Source organism: Leptospira sanjuanensis, from assembly GCF_022267325.1.
Classification (GTDB): Bacteria; Spirochaetota; Leptospiria; order Leptospirales; family Leptospiraceae; genus Leptospira; species Leptospira sanjuanensis.
On the sequence record NZ_JAIZBG010000001.1, the window covers coordinates 1,661,446 to 1,685,995 of the forward strand.

Annotated in this window: 20 protein-coding genes; 10 read left to right on the forward strand and 10 right to left on the reverse strand. The window is 45.6% G+C overall.

Going from position 1 to position 24,550, the window contains the following annotated elements; translation table 11 throughout:
• Nucleotides 1-219: 219 nt before the first annotated feature.
• From LFX25_RS07530 to LFX25_RS07540, 3 genes are all read right to left on the reverse strand, one after another.
• Entirely contained in the window at nucleotides 220-630 is a 411-nt protein-coding gene (locus LFX25_RS07530) for an SRPBCC family protein (RefSeq protein WP_238729700.1), read from the reverse strand.
• A gap of 184 nt (nucleotides 631-814) precedes the next feature.
• Nucleotides 815-1,606, reverse strand: coding sequence for an ABC transporter ATP-binding protein (locus LFX25_RS07535; protein WP_238729701.1), 792 nt, complete (start codon nucleotides 1,604-1,606; stop codon nucleotides 815-817).
• Nucleotides 1,607-1,612: 6 nt separating this feature from the next.
• A complete protein-coding gene (locus LFX25_RS07540) occupies nucleotides 1,613-3,094 on the reverse strand; it encodes an HDOD domain-containing protein (protein WP_238729702.1) in 1,482 nt (493 codons plus the stop codon).
• A 123-nt stretch (nucleotides 3,095-3,217) separates the two neighbouring features.
• On the opposite strand from LFX25_RS07540, the gene LFX25_RS07545 reads away from it, so the two are divergent.
• Both LFX25_RS07545 and LFX25_RS07550 read left to right on the forward strand, forming a co-directional pair.
• The gene (locus LFX25_RS07545) at nucleotides 3,218-3,427 is read left to right on the forward strand and encodes an LIC12077 family protein (RefSeq protein ID WP_319937012.1); all 210 of its coding nucleotides are present in this window, start codon (nucleotides 3,218-3,220) and stop codon (nucleotides 3,425-3,427) included.
• A 45-nt stretch (nucleotides 3,428-3,472) separates the two neighbouring features.
• Nucleotides 3,473-3,754, forward strand: a complete 282-nt coding sequence (locus LFX25_RS07550; protein ID WP_174714601.1) for a hypothetical protein — start codon at nucleotides 3,473-3,475, stop codon at nucleotides 3,752-3,754.
• Between the two features lie 220 nt (nucleotides 3,755-3,974).
• Here LFX25_RS07550 and LFX25_RS07555 read toward each other — a convergent pair whose 3' ends face one another.
• From LFX25_RS07555 to LFX25_RS07565, 3 genes are all read right to left on the reverse strand, one after another.
• On the reverse strand, nucleotides 3,975-4,823 hold the full coding sequence (locus LFX25_RS07555; protein ID WP_238729703.1) for a hypothetical protein: 849 nt from the start codon (nucleotides 4,821-4,823) through the stop codon (nucleotides 3,975-3,977).
• A gap of 88 nt (nucleotides 4,824-4,911) precedes the next feature.
• Entirely contained in the window at nucleotides 4,912-5,247 is a 336-nt protein-coding gene (gene panD / locus LFX25_RS07560; protein WP_319937438.1) for an aspartate 1-decarboxylase, read from the reverse strand.
• A gap of 27 nt (nucleotides 5,248-5,274) precedes the next feature.
• Nucleotides 5,275-5,808 carry a SocA family protein gene (locus tag LFX25_RS07565; protein ID WP_238729705.1) on the reverse strand — a complete coding sequence of 178 codons (534 nt, stop codon included), beginning with the start codon at nucleotides 5,806-5,808 and terminating at the stop codon, nucleotides 5,275-5,277.
• A gap of 18 nt (nucleotides 5,809-5,826) precedes the next feature.
• Here LFX25_RS07565 and lipB point away from each other — a divergent pair, with 18 nt between their 5' ends.
• Genes lipB through LFX25_RS07595 form a run of 6 tightly spaced genes read left to right on the forward strand, consistent with a single transcriptional unit; the run spans nucleotide 5,827 to nucleotide 16,112 of the window.
• On the forward strand, nucleotides 5,827-6,480 hold the full coding sequence (lipB, locus tag LFX25_RS07570; protein WP_238729706.1) for a lipoyl(octanoyl) transferase LipB: 654 nt from the start codon (nucleotides 5,827-5,829) through the stop codon (nucleotides 6,478-6,480).
• A gap of 50 nt (nucleotides 6,481-6,530) precedes the next feature.
• On the forward strand, nucleotides 6,531-7,700 hold the full coding sequence (locus LFX25_RS07575) for an LIC_12071 family protein (RefSeq protein ID WP_238729707.1): 1,170 nt from the start codon (nucleotides 6,531-6,533) through the stop codon (nucleotides 7,698-7,700).
• Nucleotides 7,701-7,709: 9 nt separating this feature from the next.
• Nucleotides 7,710-8,624, forward strand: coding sequence for an STAS domain-containing protein (locus LFX25_RS07580; RefSeq protein ID WP_238729708.1), 915 nt, complete (start codon nucleotides 7,710-7,712; stop codon nucleotides 8,622-8,624).
• A gap of 3 nt (nucleotides 8,625-8,627) precedes the next feature.
• Nucleotides 8,628-10,223 carry a murein biosynthesis integral membrane protein MurJ gene (gene murJ / locus LFX25_RS07585; protein WP_238729709.1) on the forward strand — a complete coding sequence of 532 codons (1,596 nt, stop codon included), beginning with the start codon at nucleotides 8,628-8,630 and terminating at the stop codon, nucleotides 10,221-10,223.
• 5 nt (nucleotides 10,224-10,228) lie between these two features.
• Nucleotides 10,229-10,450, forward strand: a complete 222-nt coding sequence (locus tag LFX25_RS07590) for a DUF167 domain-containing protein (RefSeq protein WP_238729710.1) — start codon at nucleotides 10,229-10,231, stop codon at nucleotides 10,448-10,450.
• A 19-nt stretch (nucleotides 10,451-10,469) separates the two neighbouring features.
• Nucleotides 10,470-16,112, forward strand: coding sequence for an LA_1737 family protein (locus tag LFX25_RS07595; RefSeq protein WP_238729711.1), 5,643 nt, complete (start codon nucleotides 10,470-10,472; stop codon nucleotides 16,110-16,112).
• 80 nt (nucleotides 16,113-16,192) lie between these two features.
• Here LFX25_RS07595 and amt read toward each other — a convergent pair whose 3' ends face one another.
• The 4 genes from amt to LFX25_RS07615 all read right to left on the reverse strand — a co-directional run bounded on the left by amt (nucleotide 16,193) and on the right by LFX25_RS07615 (nucleotide 22,970).
• Nucleotides 16,193-18,325 carry an ammonium transporter gene (amt, locus tag LFX25_RS07600; RefSeq protein WP_238729712.1) on the reverse strand — a complete coding sequence of 711 codons (2,133 nt, stop codon included), beginning with the start codon at nucleotides 18,323-18,325 and terminating at the stop codon, nucleotides 16,193-16,195.
• A 184-nt stretch (nucleotides 18,326-18,509) separates the two neighbouring features.
• Nucleotides 18,510-19,175 (reverse strand): LuxR C-terminal-related transcriptional regulator, encoded by a 666-nt coding sequence (locus LFX25_RS07605; protein ID WP_238729713.1) that lies wholly within the window; start codon nucleotides 19,173-19,175, stop codon nucleotides 18,510-18,512.
• A 16-nt stretch (nucleotides 19,176-19,191) separates the two neighbouring features.
• Complete coding sequence (locus tag LFX25_RS07610; RefSeq protein ID WP_238729714.1) at nucleotides 19,192-22,356, reverse strand: ATP-binding protein; 3,165 nt, start codon at nucleotides 22,354-22,356, stop codon at nucleotides 19,192-19,194.
• Between the two features lie 167 nt (nucleotides 22,357-22,523).
• Nucleotides 22,524-22,970: a MarR family winged helix-turn-helix transcriptional regulator gene (locus LFX25_RS07615; protein WP_238729715.1), complete on the reverse strand. Its 447-nt coding sequence runs from the start codon at nucleotides 22,968-22,970 to the stop codon at nucleotides 22,524-22,526.
• Between the two features lie 124 nt (nucleotides 22,971-23,094).
• Between LFX25_RS07615 and LFX25_RS07620 the strand changes: the two genes are divergently transcribed.
• Both LFX25_RS07620 and LFX25_RS07625 read left to right on the forward strand, forming a co-directional pair.
• Nucleotides 23,095-23,466 carry a SnoaL-like domain-containing protein gene (locus tag LFX25_RS07620; protein WP_238729716.1) on the forward strand — a complete coding sequence of 124 codons (372 nt, stop codon included), beginning with the start codon at nucleotides 23,095-23,097 and terminating at the stop codon, nucleotides 23,464-23,466.
• Between the two features lie 148 nt (nucleotides 23,467-23,614).
• The gene (locus tag LFX25_RS07625; RefSeq protein ID WP_238729717.1) at nucleotides 23,615-24,496 is read left to right on the forward strand and encodes a helix-turn-helix domain-containing protein; all 882 of its coding nucleotides are present in this window, start codon (nucleotides 23,615-23,617) and stop codon (nucleotides 24,494-24,496) included.
• Nucleotides 24,497-24,550: the final 54 nt, after the last annotated feature.

Here is a 24,550-nt window from a genome sequence, read left to right on the forward strand (position 1 = left end):
TTTCAAGTTCGACCTTTCATGACTTGCGAAAAGGCGTCCCGAGGACGCCTTTTTTGTTTTTAAGACCACCTTCGGGCCTTCGAATTCGATAAGTCTGATCAAAACCTGATTTTTAGCATAGAACAGGAGCATCGCAAGACTAAAAACGGTCCCAGGTTCGATTTTGATTTTTTCTTTATCGAAGCGGCGCCGCACGGTTTCGGCTTATTTAGAGTCCGTTCAATATTTTCTTTCTAAAAGAGCCTTCAGTTCGTTCAGGTCTTTTTTCACCCAAGCCGCATCTTCCTCGAATTTTTCCTGCGTCATGTTCGGCGTTTTAAACAATGTGAATAGGATTTCGGATCCTTCTCCGTTGGGAAGAATTCTAAGCGGGTTTGCGATCCGATCGGTTTCGTTCAAGATTACGGTGTGATCCAAGATTCCGTAAGGATTCTTGGGTGTAAAGATGGCTTTTAAAGTTCCTTGCGGGGCTTCGATGATCCATTCTTCATTCGGACCGGGTCGGATGGATTTGCAAAGTCCGGATGCCCACTCGGGAAAATTTTTAGGTTCGGATAAGAATTCATACGCGGTTTTCCAAGACACTCCGACGGAAATGCTGACATGTTTTGTTTCGAAGGTCGTTTTCATTGATTCTCCCGAAGTTACGTTCTATGATAAACGATTCGTCCGTAATTCCTATGATTAAAAATAAAACGGTTTTGATTCCATCGGGAAAAGTCGTTCGAAAATGGATCCGCAAAAGGCCGGTTCGAAGACGAATTTCGGATCGAACAATGAACGAATCTGAATCGTTTCAGCTCGCGCTTGATATTCAAGTTCGTTTTGCGATGACGGACCAAGTCCCGTTGATACGATTTACTTGCAGGGAAAGATCGTAGAGTTCGTTCAGATTCTTTTCCGTAAAACATTCTTCGATCGGGCCAGTGTGAACGACCTTGCCTTCTTTGAGCAAAACCGCCTTCGAATAAAACTCGGGAATCTCTTCGGGCCGATGGGTGATATAAAGAGAAGTGAACTTTCTTTTGGAATGGTATTCCTTCAAAAATCCTATAAAATCCTCTCGAGCCGTAAGATCCAGGGAAGAGCAGGGTTCGTCTAAAATCAAGAGATCCGGTTCGCTTACAAGGCTCCGTAGAAACAGAGCCTTCTTCTTTTCTCCGGAGGAAAGCGTCCCGTAAAACTGGTCTTTCTTGGAAATTAAATTCGATTCTTCTAATATACGAAGGGCTTTGGATTCTTCCTCGGGACTCGGGTCGCGATAGTATCCGATCGTATGGAAAAGTCCCGTTAATACGACATCCAATAAGGTAAGTTTTCGTTGGAGGGAATTCTCCTGTTGGGAAGCGTCCAAGATTCCGATCCGTTTGCGAAGGTCTTGGATCGCAGTTTCTCCGTAGGTTTCGTGAAACAATCGGATCGTTCCGGAAGTCGCCCAAATCATCCCGTAGATCAGATTGACCAGCGTGCTTTTTCCGGCTCCGTTTCTTCCGAGAAGAACGCAGTGTTCGTTTTCTTCGATCGAAAAACTGACCCGATCCAGGATCGTTTTTCCGGTGGGTTTGTAACTGACTTCCTCTATGGATAATAAGGAATCGATTTTCAAACGGCTTTAGTTCTCCATTCGCGCGATGTCATACAACTTCCTGAGTTTCTCGCAGGTTTCTTCGAACGTCTTTTTATCCGCGAGATCGTATTTTTGAAGTATGGTTTCGTCTATCGTGAAAAACGAGGCCTTCTTGTCGATACAATCCATCATCATATTGGCGAGATAAACCAGTTCGACTAAGTCGTGATAGACGCTTCCCACCGTCATAAACGGTCTGTGATGGAATTCTATCATCTGAACGAGGTCGGGAGGGAAATCCCATTTTTTTGCAAGAAGGGCGCCTAACGTAGGGTGGGAGATTCCGATGGAGATTTCCTCGAGAATCGTGGAACTTCCGAAATCGCGGTCCTTTTGGTAGTTCGTGAGTTTGACGAAAAGTTTTTGATCCAAGGAAAGAAGGATGAATTTCCCTAAGTCGTGCAGTAACGCGCCGGCTGCGGCGATATCGGCAACCCGAGTCATTCCGCCTCTGCCGGCGATATGACGGATGAAAAAACTGCACATATTCGAATGGTTCCAAACTTCTTGCAGTTTCGCATAACGTCCATCCATGATCTTGCGGACGCCCGAAACGTAGAGAAGGTTGCGCACGTTCTTTAAGCCGACTACCTTTACGGCCTGCACGATCGTGTTGACCTTGTTTCTACTCGCAAAACCCGCCGAGTTGGAAAGTTTCAACAAGTCGACGCTGAGAGCGGGATTCTTTTCGATTTCATGCGCGATGATTCCCAGGTCGGAATCGGGATTGTTGCACAAAGAGATGATTCGAGTAAGAGTATTGGGAAGCGGGGGAAGTCCTTCGATTTCGGCGAGGATCCGCTCCTTCAGTTTGGTGGTGATGTCGATCGGAACGATCTGCTGGGGAACTACGAGTGTGGCCCGCGTCAGTTTTCCGTCCGTATCCACTTTGAACTTGTCCGAACCGATCCCTGAGTTTTTCAAGAGAAGTTGAATCAATACGAGTCCGAGCCCGGCGCTTTCCTGAGAATCGGAAATATCCATGAACGCGTCGGAGAGGTCGTTGTATTTCTTGGCGGACTCGATTCTTTTTTTGATCCGATCCAATTCCTGCGGTAAAAGCGCCGCGTCGTTTTCCACGAGAATGGCGAGACTGTTGTTCACCATCTTCGCACGGAGATGGATCTGAAAACTACTGTTCAAAAGAATCTCCCGCTGATCGTCCCAGTGATGCGTGATCTCCTCTTGAAAGGTCCGCATCCCTTTCGCGTAGTGATCCGCGTTGTGAATGTCAAGGTTCTTCTTTAAAAAGAAAATCCGCTTCGCGTTCGCCTTGTTGGCGTTCATCAGGATTTCCTTCAGAATCGTGGAAATGACTTCCGTTAAAAAAAGTCTGTCGATCTTTCCGAGTATGTTAAGCAATAAATTATAGAGCTGTTGATGGTCTTCTTCGGATACGAATTTGTATTCGATATCGATGTCTTTTCCGTTTAGGAGAGTGTCTGTTAGTTCCGGTATGTTCAGCATCTGGGGGCCTTTTCCGGTACAATTTTTTCTATGTTTCGCAAATAAATCCAGCCTTTCCGAAAAACCTTGTCCGGGGTCTTTGGTATTCTTTCTTTCAGATCCGGAAGGATGTGGGAGGGAGAAATGGTTGTGGCTAAAGAAACCGAAACTGAAATCGAGCGGCAACTGCGGTATTTTCTGGAAGAGAAGTTGGAAGGAATTCTGGATGAGGCCCGGAAGGTAAAAAAAAGGCGTCAGGAGGTCTTACACGGCAAATTGACTTCCAAACCCGATTCGGAAATCCCTCCAACCGGGGATGTTGCAGAAGAGAGACAGTTGAAGCTTTGGGAATAGGTTGGGTCTCAAAGAATGAGAACATAATAAAAAAGATGGACAGTCCTGGAAGCGATTCTTAGGATTGAACCAATGGACAATAGCTTCTTTTCAGAAAGCGAAAACGGCCAGGGTTTCCCCGTAAAACGGGACATTCTCGATATCATGGATTCATATCGATATATGAATTCTTCCTATTTCTTTGATTTTCTTTCCGATGGACGCTGGGACCACGGTACCGGCTGGATTGAAAAGAATATGAGCGGGGCCGATTGGTCTACGCGTTATGTTCCGGAGAGCATCGAACGCTATAAAAAGCAGACAAAACGTTCTCGAAAATCTCTGTAAGAAATTTCACATCTCTCTTTCGTCTAACGTTCTTAAGTTTAAGGACGTTGGGGTGGCTCTTTAGTCGCCCCGATTCTACTTTGATTAACAATCGAGCGTTCGTATTCATTCCGAATACAAACAAGGCCGGTAGAACGATGTGAAAATCATTCGGTGATCTACATCCAAGCGAACGATCGGCGGCGTTTGAGTAACGGCCGCCGTTACAGGGAAACGAATCTTAATTTAAGAGTCGGATGTTTCCCACATCGATGAATCTTCTGTAAACGAGTTTGTTCTTTTCTTTCAGCGGATTGAAGATCAGAACCACAACCTTATTGTACGTCACGTAACCGGGTCTGTACTCGGTGTAGTGGTGGGACATCAAAGTCGTTTTGTATTTCGCGCTGTAGATCGTATAAGTGTGTTTGCTCAAAGAATCGTGGGATTGTTTCTTTTTCTCATCCTCGGTCTGATCCACGAAGTTGCTCAAAAGAACCTGATCTTTTTTCGGACCTTGTTCTCCGAAGATCGTAAACTCAAGAGCGTTTTCGGGATGATTGGTAAGATACGTGATGGTTTCGGTCAACGCGGGAAGAGACATCTTCACCATCTCGCCGCGAGCGATGCGATCGTCGTAATCCTTCTTCGCTTTGTTGTATCTTTCTTCTCCCCAAACCGCTTTGGACTCGAGTTTTTGAGGCATCAGGTTTTGGAAGTTGATGATAAGAGTGCTGTTCTCTACGTCGTATCCTCTCCATTTAGGAAACGGAACCAGATCCCGTTTTTCCGGATTGACCGCGGTCGATTCGTTTACCGCTAAAATATAAATGGAGAATTTTGCCGGATCGAAATCGCGGTTTTCCATTTCCACCATCACGTCCAGAAATTCTCCCTTACCGTTGTCAGAATGTCTGCGGAAGAAAGAGATGTTCTTCACAGCGAGACGTTCATCGTAATAGGATAGGGGATAATAATCTGTTCCTCCGTCCTTTTTGTTCGGATCGGGTTTTTCTGCGTTCTGGCTAAAGGTCGTATGACCTACGAAAAGAAGTAGCAGGCAAACAGAGATTCTTAAAAAAGATTTCATAGTTATTCTGGTCCGATGGAATTCTTACTAATTTATATCGGCCTTTGAAAGCCGGAAATTAGGTTGGGAAAGTCGTTTTTTGTAAAAATTACCGTTTTCGGTTATTTTCGTCAACGTGAACTACTTTCGGAGAGTAGTCGGCGGGAAGTTCTTTTTCTTCCACTTGGGCATAAGTGATGATGATGACTTTGTCGCCTTTCATCCCGAGTCTTGCGGCCGCTCCGTTCAAACAGATTTCTCCGGAACCGCGTTTTCCCTCGATGATGTAGGTTTCGAAACGGGCGCCGTTGTTTACGTTCACTACGGAAACTTTCTCATATACGCGCATTCCTGCCGCGTCTACGAGATCCATATCTACGGTCAGACTGCCTTCGTAGTTTAGATCCGCGTCCGTGACCGTAGCCCGGTGGATTTTACCTTTCATTACGGTTATCTGCATTTTACGGTCCCGCTATTCGCTAAATAGTACCTTAAAAATTTTACCGGAGATATTTAAAAGCGTTTTCCTCTTGAAAAAGTGAATTTTGGTATTGAGTGTATCCTTGTTGAAGGGAATTTCCGCAAAAAGCGGCGAAATGATGTAGTTTTCGTAGAGATTTGGATATACTCGATTCTCATCATAAACCGCATTTTTGAAGTTTTCCAATACCTTACGGATGATTCTCTTTTCCTGTCGATTGAGGTCGACCGCTTCCTCTCCGGGTTCACCCGTCCAGACGATTTGAAATCCGGAGATTCCTTTTTCCGTCAGCCGGGGTTTGATATCTATTAGACCGTTTTTTCTCAAATGAAGCAACGCTGCCTGAAAATCCAAAGCACAGGGAGAATCCTCCAAGTGGATATAGGTCTGGTTCGTGATAAGCTTCGCGTTCTTCTGAAAGTAGACTCCGTCCGCAAAGTAGATCAGTTTGGAAAGGGAGAGGCGGTCTCTGCCGTTCGGAGATTTCTGTAGGATAAAAGAGATGACTTCTAAGAGTTTTTCCATATAAAGAATCTTGTGAGAATGATCGAACCGAAAGGGGAATTTCCGTATCTCCGTTATTTGGAACTGCAGGAAAAACTGCGGAAGTCCAGAAAGGAGTGCATTCTTTTTTTGGAACACGCTCCCACGATCACCGGCGGAATCAATTATAATCTAGAGAATCTTCTCTTGGGAAAGGAATTTCTGGAATCTCAGGGAATTCAGATCCATTTTATCCAGAGAGGAGGGGATTTTACGGCCCACGAGCCCGGTCAGCTGGTCGTTTACGCGCACGTGGATTTGAAACGCAGGGAACTTTCAATCCGTTCTTATCTGGAGAATCTGCTGGCGGCCGTGATCGACGCCGCTCGTTCCACCTGGGATCTGCGTCTGGTAACCGATTCGGATTCTCCCGGATTGTATCTGGAATCAAACCCGGACAAAAAGATCTGCTCGATCGGAGTGAACTTCAAATCCTTTTTTACGAGTCACGGAATCGCATTTAACGTCGACAACGACTTCCGAGCGTTCCGCTGTATCCATCCCTGCGGGAGAAATTGGACGGATATGACGAGCGTCGAAATGCTCGGTTTGGACGCAGGCCAAGCGAAGAAGAACGAATTTATTTCCTGCCTTCGGGGAAATTTGAATTCGTTTCTAAATCCTCGAAAATCTCTCGTTTCCGGCGAAAAGTAAGTTCAAAACCGTTTTTATTCTCAAGAGAAAACCTCATTTCTTCCGATTGGTTGGTTAGAGGTCTCAGAGTGAAGATTTTCAAAAGTATATTCTATTTTCTTTTACTGTTGATCGTTTGCGAATCGATCGCACTCGGAGCCGTGGCCTGGTCTTTTTTGGAATCCTCTCTGGCCTCCTTTGAACTTTTGAAAATCGGTTCGGACAACCGCGCGCGAGATACGTTAGGCACTCTTGCCAAGGCGGCGGAGAATTCCGGTAGCGACGCGTCCTACGAAGACATGAATTTCGTTTTTTCGAGAATGACCAAGATTTCGGACAAGGACAACGACGGTTATACGATCAAGGAAATCTTTTTGACGAACGAGGCGGGGATCGTTCTCGCTCATTCCAATCCGCAATATCTTCAGGAAACTTTGAAGAAAAGAAAGCCGGAGGCTTTGTATCAGGACGCGTTGTACACAAGGGCGTTTCGTCTTCGTAAATGGCAGATCAGCATTCCGGTTTTATTGGGACAAAAGAAAGAAGCTCTTTCCAAAAGCGTATTCTTTTCCAAGTTCGAAAGTTTTTTTCCGGAAATCAGCGAACCTGAAATTCTGCTTTCCGCGGCCGTATACCATCCCGTAAAACTCGAACGAGTCGCCGCGATTCATATGATCTACGATCGGGGAAACTTCCGCACGTTCGTGTTCAAACAAACGGAATTGTTGGAATGGCTTTTGAGAAACTATTCTTTGATCGCGCTCGGTGCGGCTCTGTTTTTGGAATTCGTCTATCTGTTGCTTACGCTCGGAAATTCGACGAAGGAAACGGTTCCCGATTACGGTTCCAGACCGCTTGTGGAAAAGGTCTCGCATTCAAGCGCGACTAACGTTCCGGTTCTTACGAAACAATCCAGTCCGTTGGATTCGGTCGTGTTTCCGGGATCGCTCGGAAATTCATCTTCCGGCACGAACGGCGAATTGTCGAATGCGCCTTCTCCCGTATTGACCGCTACGGTCGTAACAGAGCCGGTGGGAGTTGTATCTTCTCCGGTCGTACACACCGCCGCTTCCGCGGGATCCACCGAAACCGCACATTCTCCTGTAAGCGGCTCTCCCCACGGAGTTCCCGCTTCCACTACTTCCATACAAACGGGCAACGTTTCCCAAAGCGCGGCGCACGGAAACCCGACGGTCGTCGCGTCGAAAGAAGAAATTCTAGACGCGATCTATTTAGGATAAGATAGAAACGTGGAAATCCGATCCAGACTTTCCGGAAATATTCTCAAGCTCAAGCTGCGGGGCCGATTGGATTCGGCGAGCGCGGAGGATTTTTATTCTTATCTTAAATCCAAATGGGAAGAAGGAATCCGCAAATTCTTATTTTCCTGCGAGGAATTGGAATACATCGAATCCGAAGGGATCAGCGTTCTCGCGAGATTCGAAAATTTTCTGAAAAGCAGGGGAGCTTCTTCCGCCTATTGCGCGTTCAACGAAGAATGCAAAACCCTTCTCAGCTTTTTGGGATTCGGCAAGTCGATCGCGTTCTTTGAGGATCCGACTCGAGCGGAAGAATATCTTTCTCTCATCAAGATTCAGGATCAGAGAAGTTCTAAGGGAGCGCCGAGCGCGATTTCCAAAATCAAAAAGAATTCTCCCGTTCAATTCTATTCTTCCGGATCGCAGAAAATTTCCGGTTCCGGCGGTTCGCATTCGATTTATATTCCCGAGATTCAAACCGTTCCCGAAACGGAAAACGTTTCGGATTCCGGTTCTTCCTCGGAATTTGCTAAACCGACATCCTTTGCCGGATCTTCCGGACTCGCGAGTCAGTCGCAGAGATTGCAGGCGTTCTTAAACGATGAGAAAGAAGAAACGACTTCTTCCGATGAATCGGCAGGCCCAGCGCATTCGGGTGCTTCTTCCGAGTCGAACGCGGGAGCCGTAAGAAGTGAAGGGGCCGACGTTTACTCGGCAAAGTCCGCGTTGGAGAAGGCGATCCGCACCGAAAAGAATTTTCCGAAGCGGATCATTTATTGCGGCGCTTGTTCTTCCCGGATCCGAGTTTCCAAACCGGGAAGATATCAATGTCCGGCATGTCAGATTCAGTTTGACCTAAACGCCATGGGCGGAGTTCGATACCTAGAAAAACTTCTAGGACCCTGATCGTTGTCTAACGCCGCATCGCGAAGCATCGCACTTTCGTTTTATACCTTTTTATCCAGAATCCTCGGATTGATCCGGGACCATTTTATGGCGGTTTCGTTCGGAACGGGAATGGTCGCCTCCGCGTTTTCGGTCGCATATCGTTTACCGAACATGTTCCGCAACCTGCTCGCCGAAGGAACTCTTTCCCAGTCCTTTATGCCCTTGTATTCCGAATCGGGCAAGATCGGAGAAGAAGAGGCGAAAATGATGAGCGGCGCCGTTCTTTCGTTTTTGTTTTTTATCCTTTCGCTTCTCGTGGGAGTTATGTTTCTTTTTTCTCCTGTCTTCCTTCCGATCCTAGTCGGAGGCACGAAGGAATATTCCGATCTGGTAATCGAACTTACGTATATTCTGTTTTTCTTAATCGTTACGGCGAGCTTGTCGTCGATTTTTATGGCGATCTCCAATTCCAAGAACCGTTTCTTCGTTCCGTCCCTTTCCCCGATCATTTTGAATCTCAGTTATCTGTTCGTGTTTTTCTTTTTGTTTCCGTTTGTGGACGATCTGCACGAACGTGTGATCGTTCTTTGTTCCGCGATCGTTACGGGAGGTTTTCTGCAGTTCGCGGTTCAGGCTTGGTATGTTTGGAAAAAGAAGGACATGCCGAAGATCAATTTCAACTGGAAACATCCGGCGATCAAAAAGATCTTTCGGTTGATGCTTCCCGCAGCGTTGGGAGGAGGATTTTATCAACTCGGTCTTCTCGTGGATATTTTTTTGGCGAACTGGGTGCAGAATCAAAACCCCGGACTCGGGGCGGTTGTAAGTTTGGATTACTCGCAAAGACTGGTTCAGCTGCCGACCGGGATCATCGGAGTGGCGCTTGCGACGACGATCCTTCCCGCGCTTTTGCAATCCTTAAAAAGGGAAGAATGGTCGGCGATCGGTCACGAACTTTCAGGCGCGCTCGAGTTCGCATTATTTTTAACGGTGCCCGCCGCGATCGGAATGGTCTTTCTTGCCGGACCGATTTTGGACTCGATCTATTTCGGAGGGAAGTGGGATCATATCGCCACACACACCGCGACGCTGCCGCTCGTATTTTATTCTTTGGCGATTCCGTTTTTCAGTATCAATAAAATATTGATTTCTTCGTATTACGCGTTTCAGGATACGAAAACCCCGCTGCGTATCCAGTCGATTTCGTTTACGATCAATATCGTTTTGAATCTGTCCTTGGTTTGGTTTTTAAAACATTCCGCGATCGCGCTTTCTTCGGCGATTTCAGCGATGATTACGTTTCTGCTTTTGGGAACTTTTTTGAAACGGCATAAGGTCCAATTCCCCTGGCCGGAACTCTTGAAAAAAATTTCCAAAATGGCGGTGCCGTTTTTGTTATTGGGGAGCGTTCTATTCTTTCATCAAATATTCTTATATTCTCCCATTCTAAATTACTTGGACTCTCAGGGAATCGGCTACGCGCAGGCTTCGAGAATCAATCTGTGCATCGTGATCCTTCCGGCGATTCTGATTTTTTTCGCTTCGAGTCTCGTTTTTCGAGTGGATGGGATATATCTGTTAGTGGGAAGATTCCGCAGAAAGAACCGCGCCGCTTAGAAGAAATGAAACTCACGATTCACGTTAAACCGAACTCGAAAAAGGTTTTTTTGAGAAAGGAAGGAGACGGATCGATTACGGTGGCGGTTCGAGAACCGGCTCTCGAGGGAAAGGCGAACGCCGCCGTTATCGCGGCCTTATCCGAAGAGCTGGGAGTTCCGAAAAAGAAAATTCGGATTCTTTCCGGAGAGAAAGGAAAAAAGAAAACGATTGAAATCGAACCCTAAGAATTGTTTTCCTATCAGAATGCGAAATCAAATCCTTCTGACGATATTTCTTTTACTGCCCGGGATTTTGACGGCGCAGAAGAAATCGCAAACGGAAGATCCTTTCGACGAACTCGTCCGCGAAAAGCAGGAGTTGTTCGGAAGCGAAAAGGAGGAGAAATATCCGGTCCGCGCGCTTTTTTGGGACGTGGAAAAATGGGAGGGACATTCCTCCTGGCATCTGTTCTGGTTTATCCGAAAAACCGATTATCCAAAATTTAAGCAATTTAGAATATTCCCTTTTTATAATTCAATCGAAGCTAAGTCCGGAAAGGCGAGTCTCGAATATCTGTTCCCGTTTGCCGGTTTTCGGCGCGTGGAAGCCGAAGGGGTCGAGGAAAAAACGTTTCTATCGCCTTTCTACTATCGGAATACGGTTCAACCAGCAAACGGAGGGGTAGGGTATAAGGAGAACACGAACTTCTTTTGGCTCGGATACAATTCCAATTCTTCGGGTCCGGGGTTTGAAAAGAATTTCTGGATGGTTCCGGGATTTTTCCCGCTGATTACCCGCAACGTCGAGTTGACCAACGGACTTCGGGAAACGCATACGATGATTCTGCCGGCTTTGTATTTCAATACGGAAAGCGCCCAGGAATCCAAGACACACCTTGTTTTGTTTCGCTGGGGCCACGATACGGAAAAAAGATTCTTCAACTTCTTTCCGTTGCTGCATTATACGAATTACAAAACGAGAGAGGATTATTCCTTTACGTTCTTTCCTCTCTTTCATCAATCCAAGTCGAATATCAACTCGAAGAAGTTTGTTTTGTATTCTCCGCTTTGGTTTCAGGAAGAGGAAACGACGAACGATTCGTACGAGAATTTCGTATTTTTACCCGTTCCACTCTTATACAGATCGAAGACGATTTCTCTCAAGGAAGAATCGTCGACGTTTCTTCTGGCTCCCTTGGCTCTGTATCTCCGAGACGAAGGAGAAAATTATAAAATTCGAAACTTCCTTTTGTTCCAATGGGGAAAAGAAAAGGATTGGAGTTACTTTCGGATTCTGCCTTTGTTCTATTGGTCCGGAACGAAGAATCAAAACGACGGAGCGCTTACGTTTTTCCCGTTCGTTTTTTACAAAGAGAATTCTCACTTAACCGTGTTTCCGATCGCGTTTTACAAAAAGGATTCCTATCTTACCCTGTTTCCGTTTTATCATCATTCTTATGAAGGGGACGATTTCAGACAATATTATCTTCCGTTCGTGTATCGCCGGATCGGGAAAGACGAGACTGAAACGTTAATCTTAAACACATATTGGAGTAAAACCAAAGACGAACTGACTTCGTTTAACGTTTTTCCGTTTTGGTTTTATAAAAAGGACGAGTATAAACACTTGGCGCCTTTTTATTTTTCCTGGAAGGACGGGGACGGAGGGGACAACCGCGGCGGTCCTTTTTATTATCGATATCGTTCCGAGGACGTGCATCAGGATTATTACCTGAACACATATTACAAACGGGAAAGAGGCAAGGGGCTGACCGAACTCGTCAGTTTTCCGTTCGTTTTTTACAAAGAGAATTCTCACCTAACCTTGTTTCCGATCTATCATCACGCGAAGGATGGAGACGATTTTACGCAGTATTTTTTATTGCCTCTTCCGATGTATCGGCATATTCGAAAGCTCGAGTCGGAAACGCTTGTGTTGAACGCGTATTGGACCCGGGATGAAAAGGGAGAATATCGCTCTTCTCTCTTTTTTCCGTTCTACTTTCATAAGAAGAATTCCTACTTACATATCCCGCTCGTTTTGTTCTTTCAAACCGAAGACGCAACGTACAAAGAAACCTTCGCTCCCTTGTTTTACAAATACGCAAGCGAGGCTGAAGACGAATTTTTCCTTTTAGGATATCATACTTACAGTTCGAATACTTCCTCGTTGACGAGATTCTATCCTTTTTACTATTCTTCCCGTGAAAAAGACGGATCTTCCTTTTTGGGGTTGGCGGGATTGTTCTATCGTTGGAAGGATTCCGGCGGCGAGACGACCGCCCGTACGATTTTACCGCTGCACTACTATCAAAAAAATGAATATAATCTTTGGCTTCCGCTTTATTATCGAATCGGTGGCGACGATAAAAACTACGTTTCCTTCAGTCCTCTTCATTACAGATTGCGCTCTCCGAATGTGGACCGGGATTGGATGTTGTTGTATTATTCTTCCGAAAACAGGGAGGAGAAAACGAGTTCCCGCTTTGTCGTTCCTTTGTATTTCGAATGGAAGAGCAAGGAATCGAGAGGGGACATCCTTCTTCCCGCTTATCTTAAGTATTACGAAAAGAACAAAAATCTGGAATTGTATTTCGGCGGGATTTCGATTTCGCAAACCGGAGGAAAGTTCGACGCGTCTTTGAAGTCGAGCGCAAGCGGAAAGGAATTTTACGTCGACTTGGATTATTCGTTCATCTACAATATCTTCAGCGTTTCGCTCAGAAAGGAAGTTTCCAATCCTCTGACGTTCTTTTCGGATGAAACAAAAAGGGAAGCGGCCCCGATCGCTCCGCAGGTTCAAAAAGGTAAGAAGGACGAAACGACGAAAGAAGTGCGTCTTGCGGTCGTGGGAGAAGAGGAAAAGTCGCCGCTTCCGACGGGATCCAACTTCGCCTCGTATAAAAAGCTGGCGAGAGAAAATTCAAGAAATTATTTCGGGTGGGAAGCGTTGTTCGGAATCGCCAGTTATCAATCGGGAGACGATAAGAAACACTTCCGCATTCTTCCTTTGGGCTGGTTTACTTGGGGAAAAAACAACAACGATCGGATCTTTGCGTTTCCTCTTCCGTTGCCTACGTTTTGGGGAACGGTCGGCGACGAATCCTACCGCGTAATTTTTCCTTTGTATGCGGAGCAGAAGAAGGGAGAAGATTTTATCCGATCCTTAGGAATCGTTCTGTTCGTTATGGAGCAGGAAAAGGATAGAAGGGAGTATTCGGTTCTATGGCCTTTGATCCGTTATGCGAAATCGAAAGAGGAAACTTCGTATCGATTCTTTCCTTTTTTCGCGCATAGGGAAGCCGCGGATCGTCTCGAAACGAAGAGTATTTTTTATTATAGATCCAAAGAAAAGACCGGATCGTACGAAGCTTCCTCGTTTCACGGAATTTTGTTTCCGTTGTATCAAGCTTCCGAGGAAATCTTTACGAAGAACGATTCCGTGTCCGGATCGGGATACAGCGCTTTTTTTCCGTTTTATTATCGGAATTACGAGGACCGCGTAACGGGAGGCGTTTCGGTATTTAAGGAAAGAAACCTTTATTCACCGTTGTTTTTGTATTCGTCCAAAGAGGATTCTTTCACGAATTCCAAATCGTCCTCGGTTTTGAGTCCTTTTTATTACTCATCGTATGAAGAAAAAAGAATATTAGAGAAACAATACGTTTCCGATTTGAATCTTGTGCTTCCCTTGCCTTTGGTTTTTTGGGGGCAGGAAGGGGACGAAAAATACAAATTCGTTTTCGGATATTACGGTTCCACGTCTCCGGAGAGAACGTCTTGGAATTTCCTGCTTTTATTCGGTTCTTCCAATACCAAGCGGGAACAAAAAGAGGAGACGTTTTCGCACGCGTTCCCTTTCTTCTTTCGAACCACTAAGCTGGATAAGGGAGAATGGAGTTCCACTTCAACCGTGATCCCGATTTTTTATTCTTCGGAAACGACTCCCGTTTCGTCCGAAACTCGATGGGCGCTTTTGTTCAGCCGTAAATCGATTCCGAATCAAGGTTATTCGAAAGTGACTCTTGCTCCTTTCTTTTACTGGGAAGAAAAAAGAAATCTCTTCGGACAAACCGAAACTTCATTGTATCATCCGCTGCACTTTCAAAGAAAGGCGGTGCAGGGAGACTCGAAGGTTAAGTCCACGTATGAAAAAAATTTCTATCCGTTTCCGCTCCTGTCGACGTATGAAAGCGTAACGGAAGCCGATCCGGTCAAAGGAACCGTGGAAGAAAAAAACGGCTGGGATTGGTTGTTCTTTGCGAATTACGAAACAAGAAATTTTCCGAGTCTGCAAAAGAGAGAATCGGATTTCAAAATTTTGCTCGGAGGAATTTGGGGTTATTCTTCCGCAAAGGATCCGCAGAGAGAATCCCTGTCCTGGAATCTTTCCCTATTCTTTTTCCGCAAAACGGTCCAGGACAAAGGCGTACAAACGTATTCCTCCACTCTCATTCCGATCGTTTATTCGAACGAAACTACGGCCGATTCTTCCGATACTTCCTATTTCCTAATCGCGGGATCGAAAGAGGATCGAAAGACCGGATTCGTACGGAACATGCTGCTTCCGTTTTGGTATGATCGTCGCGAGGTTGTTCGTCCGGGCTACGTGGATTCGTTTTCGTATTATACGTTTCTAATACAGTCCAAATCGGTTCAGGATGTTGGCGGGGGAAATCTTACCGCGGATCGTTTTTATCCGATTTTTCCCTTGCCTTTGCTGCATACGTTCGAGAGCCGCGTTCGGGACGACAAGGTTCGCAAGGACGTTTGGGGATTCGATTGGCTCTTTCTCGCCAATTACAAAAACACGAAGTATCTTCATTCCGGTCATGAGTCGACCTCTCTCAAACTTTTATTGGCGATTTTCGGATATGAAACGAACGGAAACCGGGACGAACACGAAACGAGTTCGTATTTCTTTCCTCTCTTTTTTTACAAAAGCGCGGATCATAAGGAATACGAATCCTATCGCTGGTTTGTTCCGATCGTATCGTATAGAAGTTATAACGAAAGTAAAGGTCTGATCCGTTCTCATACCAATTTTCTCGGTATTTTGATGAACTACAAACGGGATGACGAAGCGGGAACGAAAAGTTTCTACTTGTTTCCGTCCTTGTATTTTTCAAACGATTCCAAGTTGAAGGAAAGCACGTTCTTTGTTCTTCCGTTCGTATACAATTCTTCGAATGAGGAAGAATCCAAATTCTTCCTCATGGGTTATTATCAAAGAAAGAATTCTTTATCGAACCGCTATAACTTTTTGTATCTGGTGGATTACGAAACGTATCTCAAGGAACAGAAAAAAGAACTTACGCTCTTTTTGGGCGCTTTCAACGCGGAGTTCGAAAAGGATCGGACCCGTTGGGGTGTGTTCGGAGGAGTTTTACTCGGATACGAATCGAGTCCGCAAGTTATGGATTGGAATTTTCTCTGGATCCGTTATTTGAATTCCCCGCGCGAAAGGGTTCAGAACTTTTTGCCGATCTATCGATACGGTGAAACTCAGGACGGTTATTCCTTATTGGCGCCTCCGATTCTTACCTATCACGAAAAGGACACGAACAGAGCGCTTACGTTAGGCGGTCTTGGTATTCTTTATTATCGAAATCGTTCCGAATATTATAAGGAAGAAACGACCTCCGTCTTGGGCGGTTTGGCTTATTTCTCCGAAAAGAAAGCGGCTCGCGGTTATCAAAATCACGGAGTTTTCGGATTTCCTTTGATCGGAGGTCTGCTCTGGAATTACGAATACGAGGAAGAGACCGGTTTTGAAAAAACTTCCGTTTTGAAGTTCGTTTATAGCCGAACCGCTTACAAAGGAAAGGTGACAAATCGGATTCTTGGAGTAAACTGGGGGCAAGTTTATGACAGTTTATTTGGAAACGGCGGGGATTCGAAAGATTGATCTTTGATTCGGAAGATTTTGTTAAGCGAAGTGGGTCGAAACAAATCGTTCGCTTTATCGAAAAAATCTAACACGCATATTTAAGACCGTTTCCAATTGATCCCGATTACGGAGATGTCGTCTTGTTTGGAAACTCCGGACAAGAATTTTTCTTGTTCGCTTAGAATCGAATCGATTCCTTCCCGAATCGACTGCGTGTTTAAGGAATGAATCAGACTTTCCACTCGCTCCTCGCCGAACTCCTCTTTATGCACGTTCCATTGTTCCACAAGACCGTCCGTAAACAACACGAGTTTCGAATCGGGGGAAATTTTTACGTCCTTGGAAGTGTATTGTGTTTTCGAAACGGCTCCGATGATTCTTCCCGTCTTTTCGAGTTTTTGAATTCCTTCCGGTCCGATCAGATATTGAGGAATATGACCGGCGGACGCATAACGCACGTTACCCGAATTCGTGTCTATGTCCAAAACGATGCATGTGAAGAATTGATTCAAATTTTTGAATGTATGCAGGAACTCGTTGTTGAGGTGATATAGAATTTCCGTAACGCTGTAGATTCCTCGTTTGAGCGATTCGTAGATGGCCTTGATCGCCATCGTAATCAAGGCTGCTTGTATCCCGTGTCCGGTCGCGTCCGCGAGAAAAACGCGGGTCAAACCGGGGCGCAGTTCCATGATGTCGAAAAAGTCGCCTCCCACTTCGCTTAACGGAAGATAGCGGACGATGACCTCGAGTTCGCCTAAGGTTCTATCCTTATGGGAGATGATTCCGGATTGGATTTTTTTCGCCGTGGAAAGGTCGTTTTGGATGAGGTTCAAATTTTCCTCGAGTTCTTTGGCGAGAACTTCCTTTTCCTTGATATTCAATCGGATCTTTCCGAGGACGGAATTGTATCGTTCCGCGATCTGTCCGACTTCGGTGAACGGTTCGATCGAAAGATCCTTGCTCAAATCTCCCGTTCGTTTTTGATATTCCATCTCCAAAAAAAGATCGATGAGTTCGGTCGTAGCTCTGTGTTCCGTATAATTGAGTCCTTTGTGTTCGTTTTGTTCTGAAACGCGAAAGCGGAAAAAACGATTGATCGCGCTCAAAACGACATAGCTCAATCCGAATGCCAAGGCTCCGCAGGAAAGAATTCCGATCGACTGAACGAAAATCTGATGGGAGCGGGACAAGCCCGTTCCTAAAATTTCGGAATTTCCGAAAATTCCCACCGCGAGCGTTCCCCATATACCCGCTGTTAGGTGAACCGGAATCGCACCGACCGCGTCGTCGATTTTCAACCTATCCAAAAGGGATCTGGATTCGAACATAAGAATTCCCGCAACAAATCCGATGATTACGGAATCGATCGAGTTGACCGCGTGACAGGATGCGGTGATCGCAACCAATCCGGCAAGGGCGCCGTTTAAGGGGAGAGTGGCTTCCGCATATTGAAGACGAATCCATCCATAAATCAAAGAGGACGCCATACCGCTGACGGCTGCGAACATAGTGTTGACGATGATCTTAGGAACCGCTCCGGTGAACGCCAATGTGCTTCCACCGTTAAAGCCGATCCAACCGAGCCATAAGATCAACGTGCCGAGCATCGCCAATGGAAGATTGTGTCCCGTGATATTTCGGATCGAGCCGTCTTCCGCATATCTTCCCGAACGATTGCCGAGAATTTTCATCGCCGCAAGTCCGACCCAACCGCCCACGCTGTGAACCGCGGTCGAACCCGCAAAGTCGACAAAGCCCATCTTGCCCAACCAACCGGTTGTCGTTTCCCAATGAGAGAGATCCTTTCCCCAAACCCAATGACCGAATACGGGATAGATGATCGCCGATATGACCGCGGTTACTACGATGTACGCGCCGAACTTCATCCGTTCCGCGACCGCGCCGGAAACGATCGTTGCCGCCGTTCCGCAAAACATAAGTTGGAATAAGAAGAAGACCGCTACGTTCGGATTTTCAGCGGAGAACTCGGGGAAGAATGTGTCGATGCCTAAAAAACCGTCCGCGCTTTTGCCGAACATAAAACCGAAGCCGATCGCGTAAAAGATCAAGGTTGCGATGCCGAAGTCCGTGATGTTTTTGATCGCGACATTGATCGAATTCTTCGTTCTTGTCAAACCGGACTCGAGACAAAGAAACCCCGCTTGCATAAAGAACACAAGTCCGGAGGAAAGAATGATCCAAAGAATGTCGAAATTCGTTTTAGGCATCTGCGTCTTGTATGATTCAGACGAGAAAAGTTTGCAAGAATCATTTTGCGAATTCGATTTTCGGTTTAAAGAAAGGGAAGAATCGAAAGCGAAAATAACGTTATACTATGCTTATAAACCGGGCATTCTGATTTGAACCGCGTCAGAAAAGCCAGTTTTAAAGCTCGGTCTTTGGACGCGGGTCTTATTCGTTTCCGAGCCCCGATCCGGATATAGGCAATAGTCCGAAGTCGCTCGCTTTTTTCACCAATTCGGCCCTGTTATGAACATTCAATTTTTTGTATATATTCTTAACGTGATGTTGGATCGTGTATTTGCTTACGCCCAAGAATTCCGCCACACGGTTTATCGTTTTTCCGGTAACCATATGATCCAGGATCTGTTTTTCCTTATTCGTAAGTTTGACTCCGTCTCCTACTTTTTTCAATTTAAAGTTGTTTAATACTCGAAACGCGATCGTCGGAGTGATGATGGCTCCGCCGCGTAAAACGGTGTCTATTACCTCGATAATGTCCTTGAGTTCCGATTTGAGGATATAACCGATCGCACCGTAGCGAAGGGAGTTGTAGATCAGCTCGTCCGAGTTCATATTGCTGAGCATGATCTTGCTCGTCGCAGGGTCCCTTTCCGAAAGTTTTGCGGCAAGTTCCACGCCGTTCATGCCGGGAAGCATGATGTCCAAAAAAACGATGTCCAATGACTTTCCTTTTTCATCCTTCCAAAAGGATTCTGCCGAGTCCCAGTGAAGAATTTCCTCCACGTCGGGAACGGATTCCAAAACTTTGAGAATTTGATTTTTGTAATTCTCGTCGTTTTCCACGATTCCGATCTTAATATCTTTCGTTTCCATCGTTTCCTCCATTGCATTAAACCGCTAAAAAACGGCCGGCTTGAATTCTTAATTTTATGGAATATACGTTTTCTAAAAGGGACATTTCAAGCTTTCCTTCTAGTTTCGCAATCCTTTGGATCAGGTTTTCGGTTCCTCTTCCGGATCGTTCGTTGGAGAGTTTATAATCCGATTCCGATCTCATATCCATTCGAATTTCATGATTTTCTAAAGAGAAGGCCCAGCTTGAAATTCCTTTTCCGTATTTGAGGTCGTTGTTCGTAACCTCGTTGATGATTCCGAAAAATTCCATCAGACCCGATTCGTCGCGATGCGATTCGAAAAGACGGAGTAGGTCTTCGTCGGATCGAAAATCGATTTCCCTTCCAGCGTCCGAGTAACGTCTGAGGAGAACGAGGTTGACTCCCGCGATGAAATTTTCGGAGACGAGGTTCAAGTCTTCGATACGGAGCATCTGTTCCCTTAACATTCCGATCGATTGGTTGATCGAGCCGTGTATTTTTTCGATGAGCGTTCGATCGGGTTGTATCTTTCCGCTGAGAAGCTCTTCGGAGAGAAATTTCAGATCGATCAGCTTCGCGCCTAAGTGATCGTGCAGATCGATGTTGATCCTTTGTCTGACCTGATGAATCGCTTCCCGTTTTTCGTTTTCGTGTTCAAGACGTTTTTTACGACCCTGGGCGAGTTCGAGAAGATTGTTGATACGGCTCATCAGTTGTACGAAATCGAAGGGTTTTACGAGATAGTCGTTTGCGCCCGCGTTCAATGCGGAGATCAGGTCGGAATCCCTGTTTTTAGCGGACAACATCAGAATCGGAAGTTCGAAAGAATCGAACGTCTTCCTGATTTCTTTCGCGACTTCCAAACCGGAAAGGCGGGGCATCATCACGTCCAAAATCACCGCGCCGAAATCGGAATCGTGTTTCAAAATTTCCAGGGCGCGGAAACCGCTCTTTACGACGAGACACTCCATGTTTGCGAGGGAAAGATAATTCTGTATCACTTCCAGATTTACGGGTTCGTCGTCCACGGCGAGGATTCGAATCTTAGAATCGGATCCGTTTCTTGCGGAGATGAGACTTTGTACCGGATCCTCCGCGCTCGTAGAGGAAACGAATTTTGTTAAACGACTTTGTTTTTTGGACTCTTTCGAGTGTTCGTTTTCGATCGCGAGCGGGATCGTAAAGTAGAAGCGGGAACCCGCGCCCGAAGTCGATTCGACTTTTATCTCTCCGCCGTGAAGGGAAACGAGGGCTCGGCTGATCGTAAGTCCGAGTCCGGTTCCTCCGGCGCTTCCGGAATCGCCTGCGTTGATTCTTTCAAAAAATTCGAAGATTCTTTCCTGTTGATCGAGAGGGATTCCGATTCCCGTGTCCGTGACGCTGATCTCCGCATAACGGTTGTTAACGATCTTAGCGCTTACGGAGATCCTGCCGGATTCTGTAAACTTGATCGCATTTCCGATTAAATTCTGGAGAATCTGCTGAAGCCGATCCTCGTCCGCCCACAAAGGAGGGAAGTCGTTTTCGATTTCGTTTAACAATTGGATTTTGGAAAGATCCACGTTGACTCGATTGAGTTCCAGAGTGAAGTCCGCCGCCTGTTTGATGTCGACCGGAATTCTTCGTAGATTGAGATCGCTGTGTTTGAGCTTGGAAAAATCCTGTATATCGTTGACCAGATTGGCGAGACGTTGTCCGCTTGCGACGATCATCTTCAACTGACGTTCCACGAAAGGCGTCAATTCTCCCGCCGCTCCACGTTTGAGGGAATCGGCGATTCCTATAATTCCCTGCAAGGGAGTTCTGAGTTCGTGGGAGGTGGTCGCAAGAAACTCATCCTTGAGTTTATCCAAAGAAATCAATCGATCGTTCGACGTTTGGAGATCCGCCGAAAGTTTCTGGGAGAGATAAAAAGAGATCGCGAACTGTTTCGAAATGATGAATGCCTGCGCTACAAAGAAGATGGAAATTCCGTACGAGATGAAATACGAGGTGTTTATCACCATATTCGCATATAATAAATCGTTTACAATGATTATAAACAGAAGAATGCAAATCATCAGTCCGATCCAGGCTCCCACGCGTCGATTGACGATGGCGCGAATCAAAACGTAAACGATGTAGATACATTCCAGAAATACGAACAAACTGAAGATCGGAAGCGTTTTGGAATAAACAGCCAAGTCCGTTGCCACTACGCTCAGGGAAAGAACGGAGAATGCGAATCCGAACGTGTACAAAATCTTCCGATTGAATTCGTTCGGAAACATGGAACGTATAAATAACGCCAGAATGAAACCGCCGATATAAACCGAAAGAAGTTCCAAACGGTATCCTAGATTGAAATCGAACTTCGGAAATAAAGTATAAAGCAAACGTTCACCCGTTAAAACGATTCGAACGATCGCGACGATTCCTATCAGTGCAAAGAATAAATGAGAAAGTTCCCTTCGCAAAAGGGAAAATAAACTGAGATGATAGAAAACTCCGATCAACAATCCGCCCGTGATAAAAAGATCCAGCCAGATCGTTCTTTCCCGAAGCGTGACGAGCTCGGAATGTTTCCCTAAAATAACCTTGGCCCAAACTCCTCCTTTGGAATGAGCGAAATTGGAAACCTCGATCGCGATCTCGTTCTTTTTCTCCAAACGGAACGGACGGCTGACAGCGGGACGATATAAAGGGCGACTCGATTCCGAAGAGGTTCCCACTTCTCCGCTGGATAAAACCCTTTCACCGTTTACGTACAGATTGTAAGCGGTTGCCGCTTCGAGCATTTTTACGGCCATCGTTTCTTCGGGCTTTTCGAGAAGAAGCGTCATACGATACGTCGCATAGCCGAAGCTCGGAAACTTTTTTCCTTCCATTCCATAATTGTTCCAAGCATCCGGAACGTTCGCATAAAAGGGAATCGCTTGATTCGTGTCGGAACGGGAGGAATTCTTTTTCTCTTCCCGCAATAAGTCGGAATAAAGTCGACCCCAATCGAACAGCCAATCTCCGTCGAGACTTAGATGTCCCTTGGAAGAAAAATCCCATCCCGGCCGAAGATCCAAAACTCCCGCTTGGACGAGAGGAGGTTTTTCCGTATAGAGAAGCGGACCGCAGGTTTGCAGAAACAGAAAGAAGGGAAAAATCCAAACGGATCGATATGTACGGATCTTCCCGGCCTTGAACATAAGGAATGTCTTAAATTAGGAATCGAAATAAGGAAACCATTTTTATCTTCTTCGATAATTCCCGAGGTTTGCCGCGATGGAAACCTACTCGTTCGAGTGGAACGTCGAATCATTGAAAAAGGATTCGGTTTCGATTCTCCGCGTTAGAAAGTCGCTTAACGTTTTTGTTAAGACGAACTCCGATTCAATTTCCTGAATATTCGAAGCAATTCTCCGGTTTCTTTGGACGTAAGCTTGGATGCGAAAAGTTCGCGGATTCCTTCTTCGTAGATCGGCCAGGAATCTTTGAGAGCTTGGATTCCGGAGGATGTGATTTCCACGATGAATTCCCGAGCGTCTTCTTCGCTTTTTTCCCGTTTTAAAAAACCCTCGGCTACCAGTTTGTCCACCGAGCGGGTCAAAGCGCTTTTACTGAGGATGATTTCCTGCGCGATGTCGGACATTCTGGATCTTCTTTTGGGTTTCGTATAAACCGAGTAGAGAACGTCGTACCAAGTAAGGGAAATCGCCTTGGTTTTCGCGAGCTCCGATTCGATTTTGGAGGAAGCGGCTGAGTAAAATTTCAATCCGGCGGCCCAGGAATCTATGGTCGGTTTGGAGATTTTTTCCTTCATTTTCGGTGACGGTTTAAATTTTTTAGTTGTAATTACAACTAAATTTTCGTAAATTGTATTAGTTGCAATTGCAACTAAAGTTCTTTCCGAATTTTAACCGGCAAGAATTCAAAAGGAGTAAACAATGAGTACCGAAACCCAAACCATCCAGAAGAACGTGACCAAACTGAACGAAATGATTCTTGCCGGAGAAGTAATCAAAGCCTTCGAAGAATTCTATCATCCGAACGTCGTGATGCAGGAAAACACGCAAAACCCGACCGTAGGTTTTGAAGCCAATCTCGCGAGAGAAAAGGACTTCGTTTCCAAAGTGAAATGGAATCACGCGGCCGTACTGAGTTCGATCATTGACGACGAAAAAAACAGAAGCGTCGTCGAATGGGAAATCGATTACGTTCATAAGGAATGGGGTCATATCAAAACGACGCAAGCAAGCGTACAAACTTGGAAGGATGGAAAGATCATCCACGAGCGTTTTTACTACTCGGTCAACTGAGTCATCAACGGGATGGGAAAATATTTCCCGTCCCGTACTCGGTTTCAAACAGCTCGGTAGAATAGATTCATACCCGTTCCCGGGATTTTTCCCGGATTTTTTTTTATACGATTGCGCTTTTTTTCCGTACGGCTTCTTTGGAAACGAAATGTCTCCGAGAAAAAACAAACCTCCGATGCTCGCTCTTTCCGACGTCGTTGAACGACGGGATCGTTTTTTCTATATAGGGCGTTTGGAGGATCTTCCGCCTAACTTTCAAGAATACGATAGCGCGCATCGTCATTCTTACTTTGCGCTTTTTTTCTTTGAGAAAGGAGAAGGCATTCATACGATCGATTTTCAGGAATTTACGATCGAGCCGAACTCATTGTTCTTTTTAAAACCGGGTCAGGTTCATTCTTGGAAATTTTCAAATCCGGTGAAGGGTTACGCGTTGAAAATCTCTCCCGAATTCTATTCGGAACGGGGAGAAACTCTTTCTTCCTTACGCGAATTTCCTTTTTTCTCCTTTGCACCCGGTTTGTCCAAAATCGGAATCGATGACGTTTCGAGATTGAACTCCGACTTTCAAAGACTTTTGGAAGAGTTCGTATCGGATAACGATCAAAAAATGCTTTTCGCATTAACGCAGGTTGCGCTTTATCAGGCGAAAAAAGAATACGCCCGTGGATTCGACGCCCGAACGGATTCGGGAAAATCCGAAACGGTGGTTTCGTTTCAGAGTCTATTGGAAGAGAATTTTTTGAGGGAACGCAACACTACCTTCTATTCGAGAAAAATCGGAATCGCACCCAACACGCTCAACCGGATCTGTCACGAATCTCTCGGTAAGTCGGTCAAAGCAGTCATCCACGATCGGATTCTTCTCGAAATCAAACGGCTTCTGCTACATTCGAATTTGAATATTACGCAAATATCATACGAACTCGGATTCGAGGATAACGCGTATTTCAGCCGGTATTTTAAATCGAAGTCCGGGATCTCGCCGGAAAAGTTTCGGGAATCGCGGACGAAAAACACAACAAAATAGAAAATCCGTCCATTTACATTTCGGTTTAAATTTTCTATAGTTCTCCTATCTTTA

Coding starts and splice junctions, on each gene's coding strand:
- LFX25_RS07615 (WP_238729715.1), bottom strand. CDS start 22,970: ATGAAGGAAAAAATCTCCAAACCGACCATAGATTCCTGGGCCGCCGGA.
- panD (WP_319937438.1), bottom strand. CDS start 5,247: ATGAAAGGTAAAATCCACCGGGCTACGGTCACGGACGCGGATCTAAAC.
- LFX25_RS07625 (WP_238729717.1), top strand. CDS start 23,615: ATGTCTCCGAGAAAAAACAAACCTCCGATGCTCGCTCTTTCCGACGTC.
- amt (WP_238729712.1), bottom strand. CDS start 18,325: ATGCCTAAAACGAATTTCGACATTCTTTGGATCATTCTTTCCTCCGGA.
- LFX25_RS07620 (WP_238729716.1), top strand. CDS start 23,095: ATGAGTACCGAAACCCAAACCATCCAGAAGAACGTGACCAAACTGAAC.
- LFX25_RS07565 (WP_238729705.1), bottom strand. CDS start 5,808: ATGGAAAAACTCTTAGAAGTCATCTCTTTTATCCTACAGAAATCTCCG.
- LFX25_RS07530 (WP_238729700.1), bottom strand. CDS start 630: ATGAAAACGACCTTCGAAACAAAACATGTCAGCATTTCCGTCGGAGTG.
- LFX25_RS07545 (WP_319937012.1), top strand. CDS start 3,218: ATGGTTGTGGCTAAAGAAACCGAAACTGAAATCGAGCGGCAACTGCGG.
- LFX25_RS07555 (WP_238729703.1), bottom strand. CDS start 4,823: ATGAAATCTTTTTTAAGAATCTCTGTTTGCCTGCTACTTCTTTTCGTA.
- LFX25_RS07610 (WP_238729714.1), bottom strand. CDS start 22,356: ATGTTCAAGGCCGGGAAGATCCGTACATATCGATCCGTTTGGATTTTT.
- LFX25_RS07590 (WP_238729710.1), top strand. CDS start 10,229: ATGAAACTCACGATTCACGTTAAACCGAACTCGAAAAAGGTTTTTTTG.
- lipB (WP_238729706.1), top strand. CDS start 5,827: ATGATCGAACCGAAAGGGGAATTTCCGTATCTCCGTTATTTGGAACTG.
- LFX25_RS07540 (WP_238729702.1), bottom strand. CDS start 3,094: ATGCTGAACATACCGGAACTAACAGACACTCTCCTAAACGGAAAAGAC.
- LFX25_RS07605 (WP_238729713.1), bottom strand. CDS start 19,175: ATGGAAACGAAAGATATTAAGATCGGAATCGTGGAAAACGACGAGAAT.
- LFX25_RS07595 (WP_238729711.1), top strand. CDS start 10,470: ATGCGAAATCAAATCCTTCTGACGATATTTCTTTTACTGCCCGGGATT.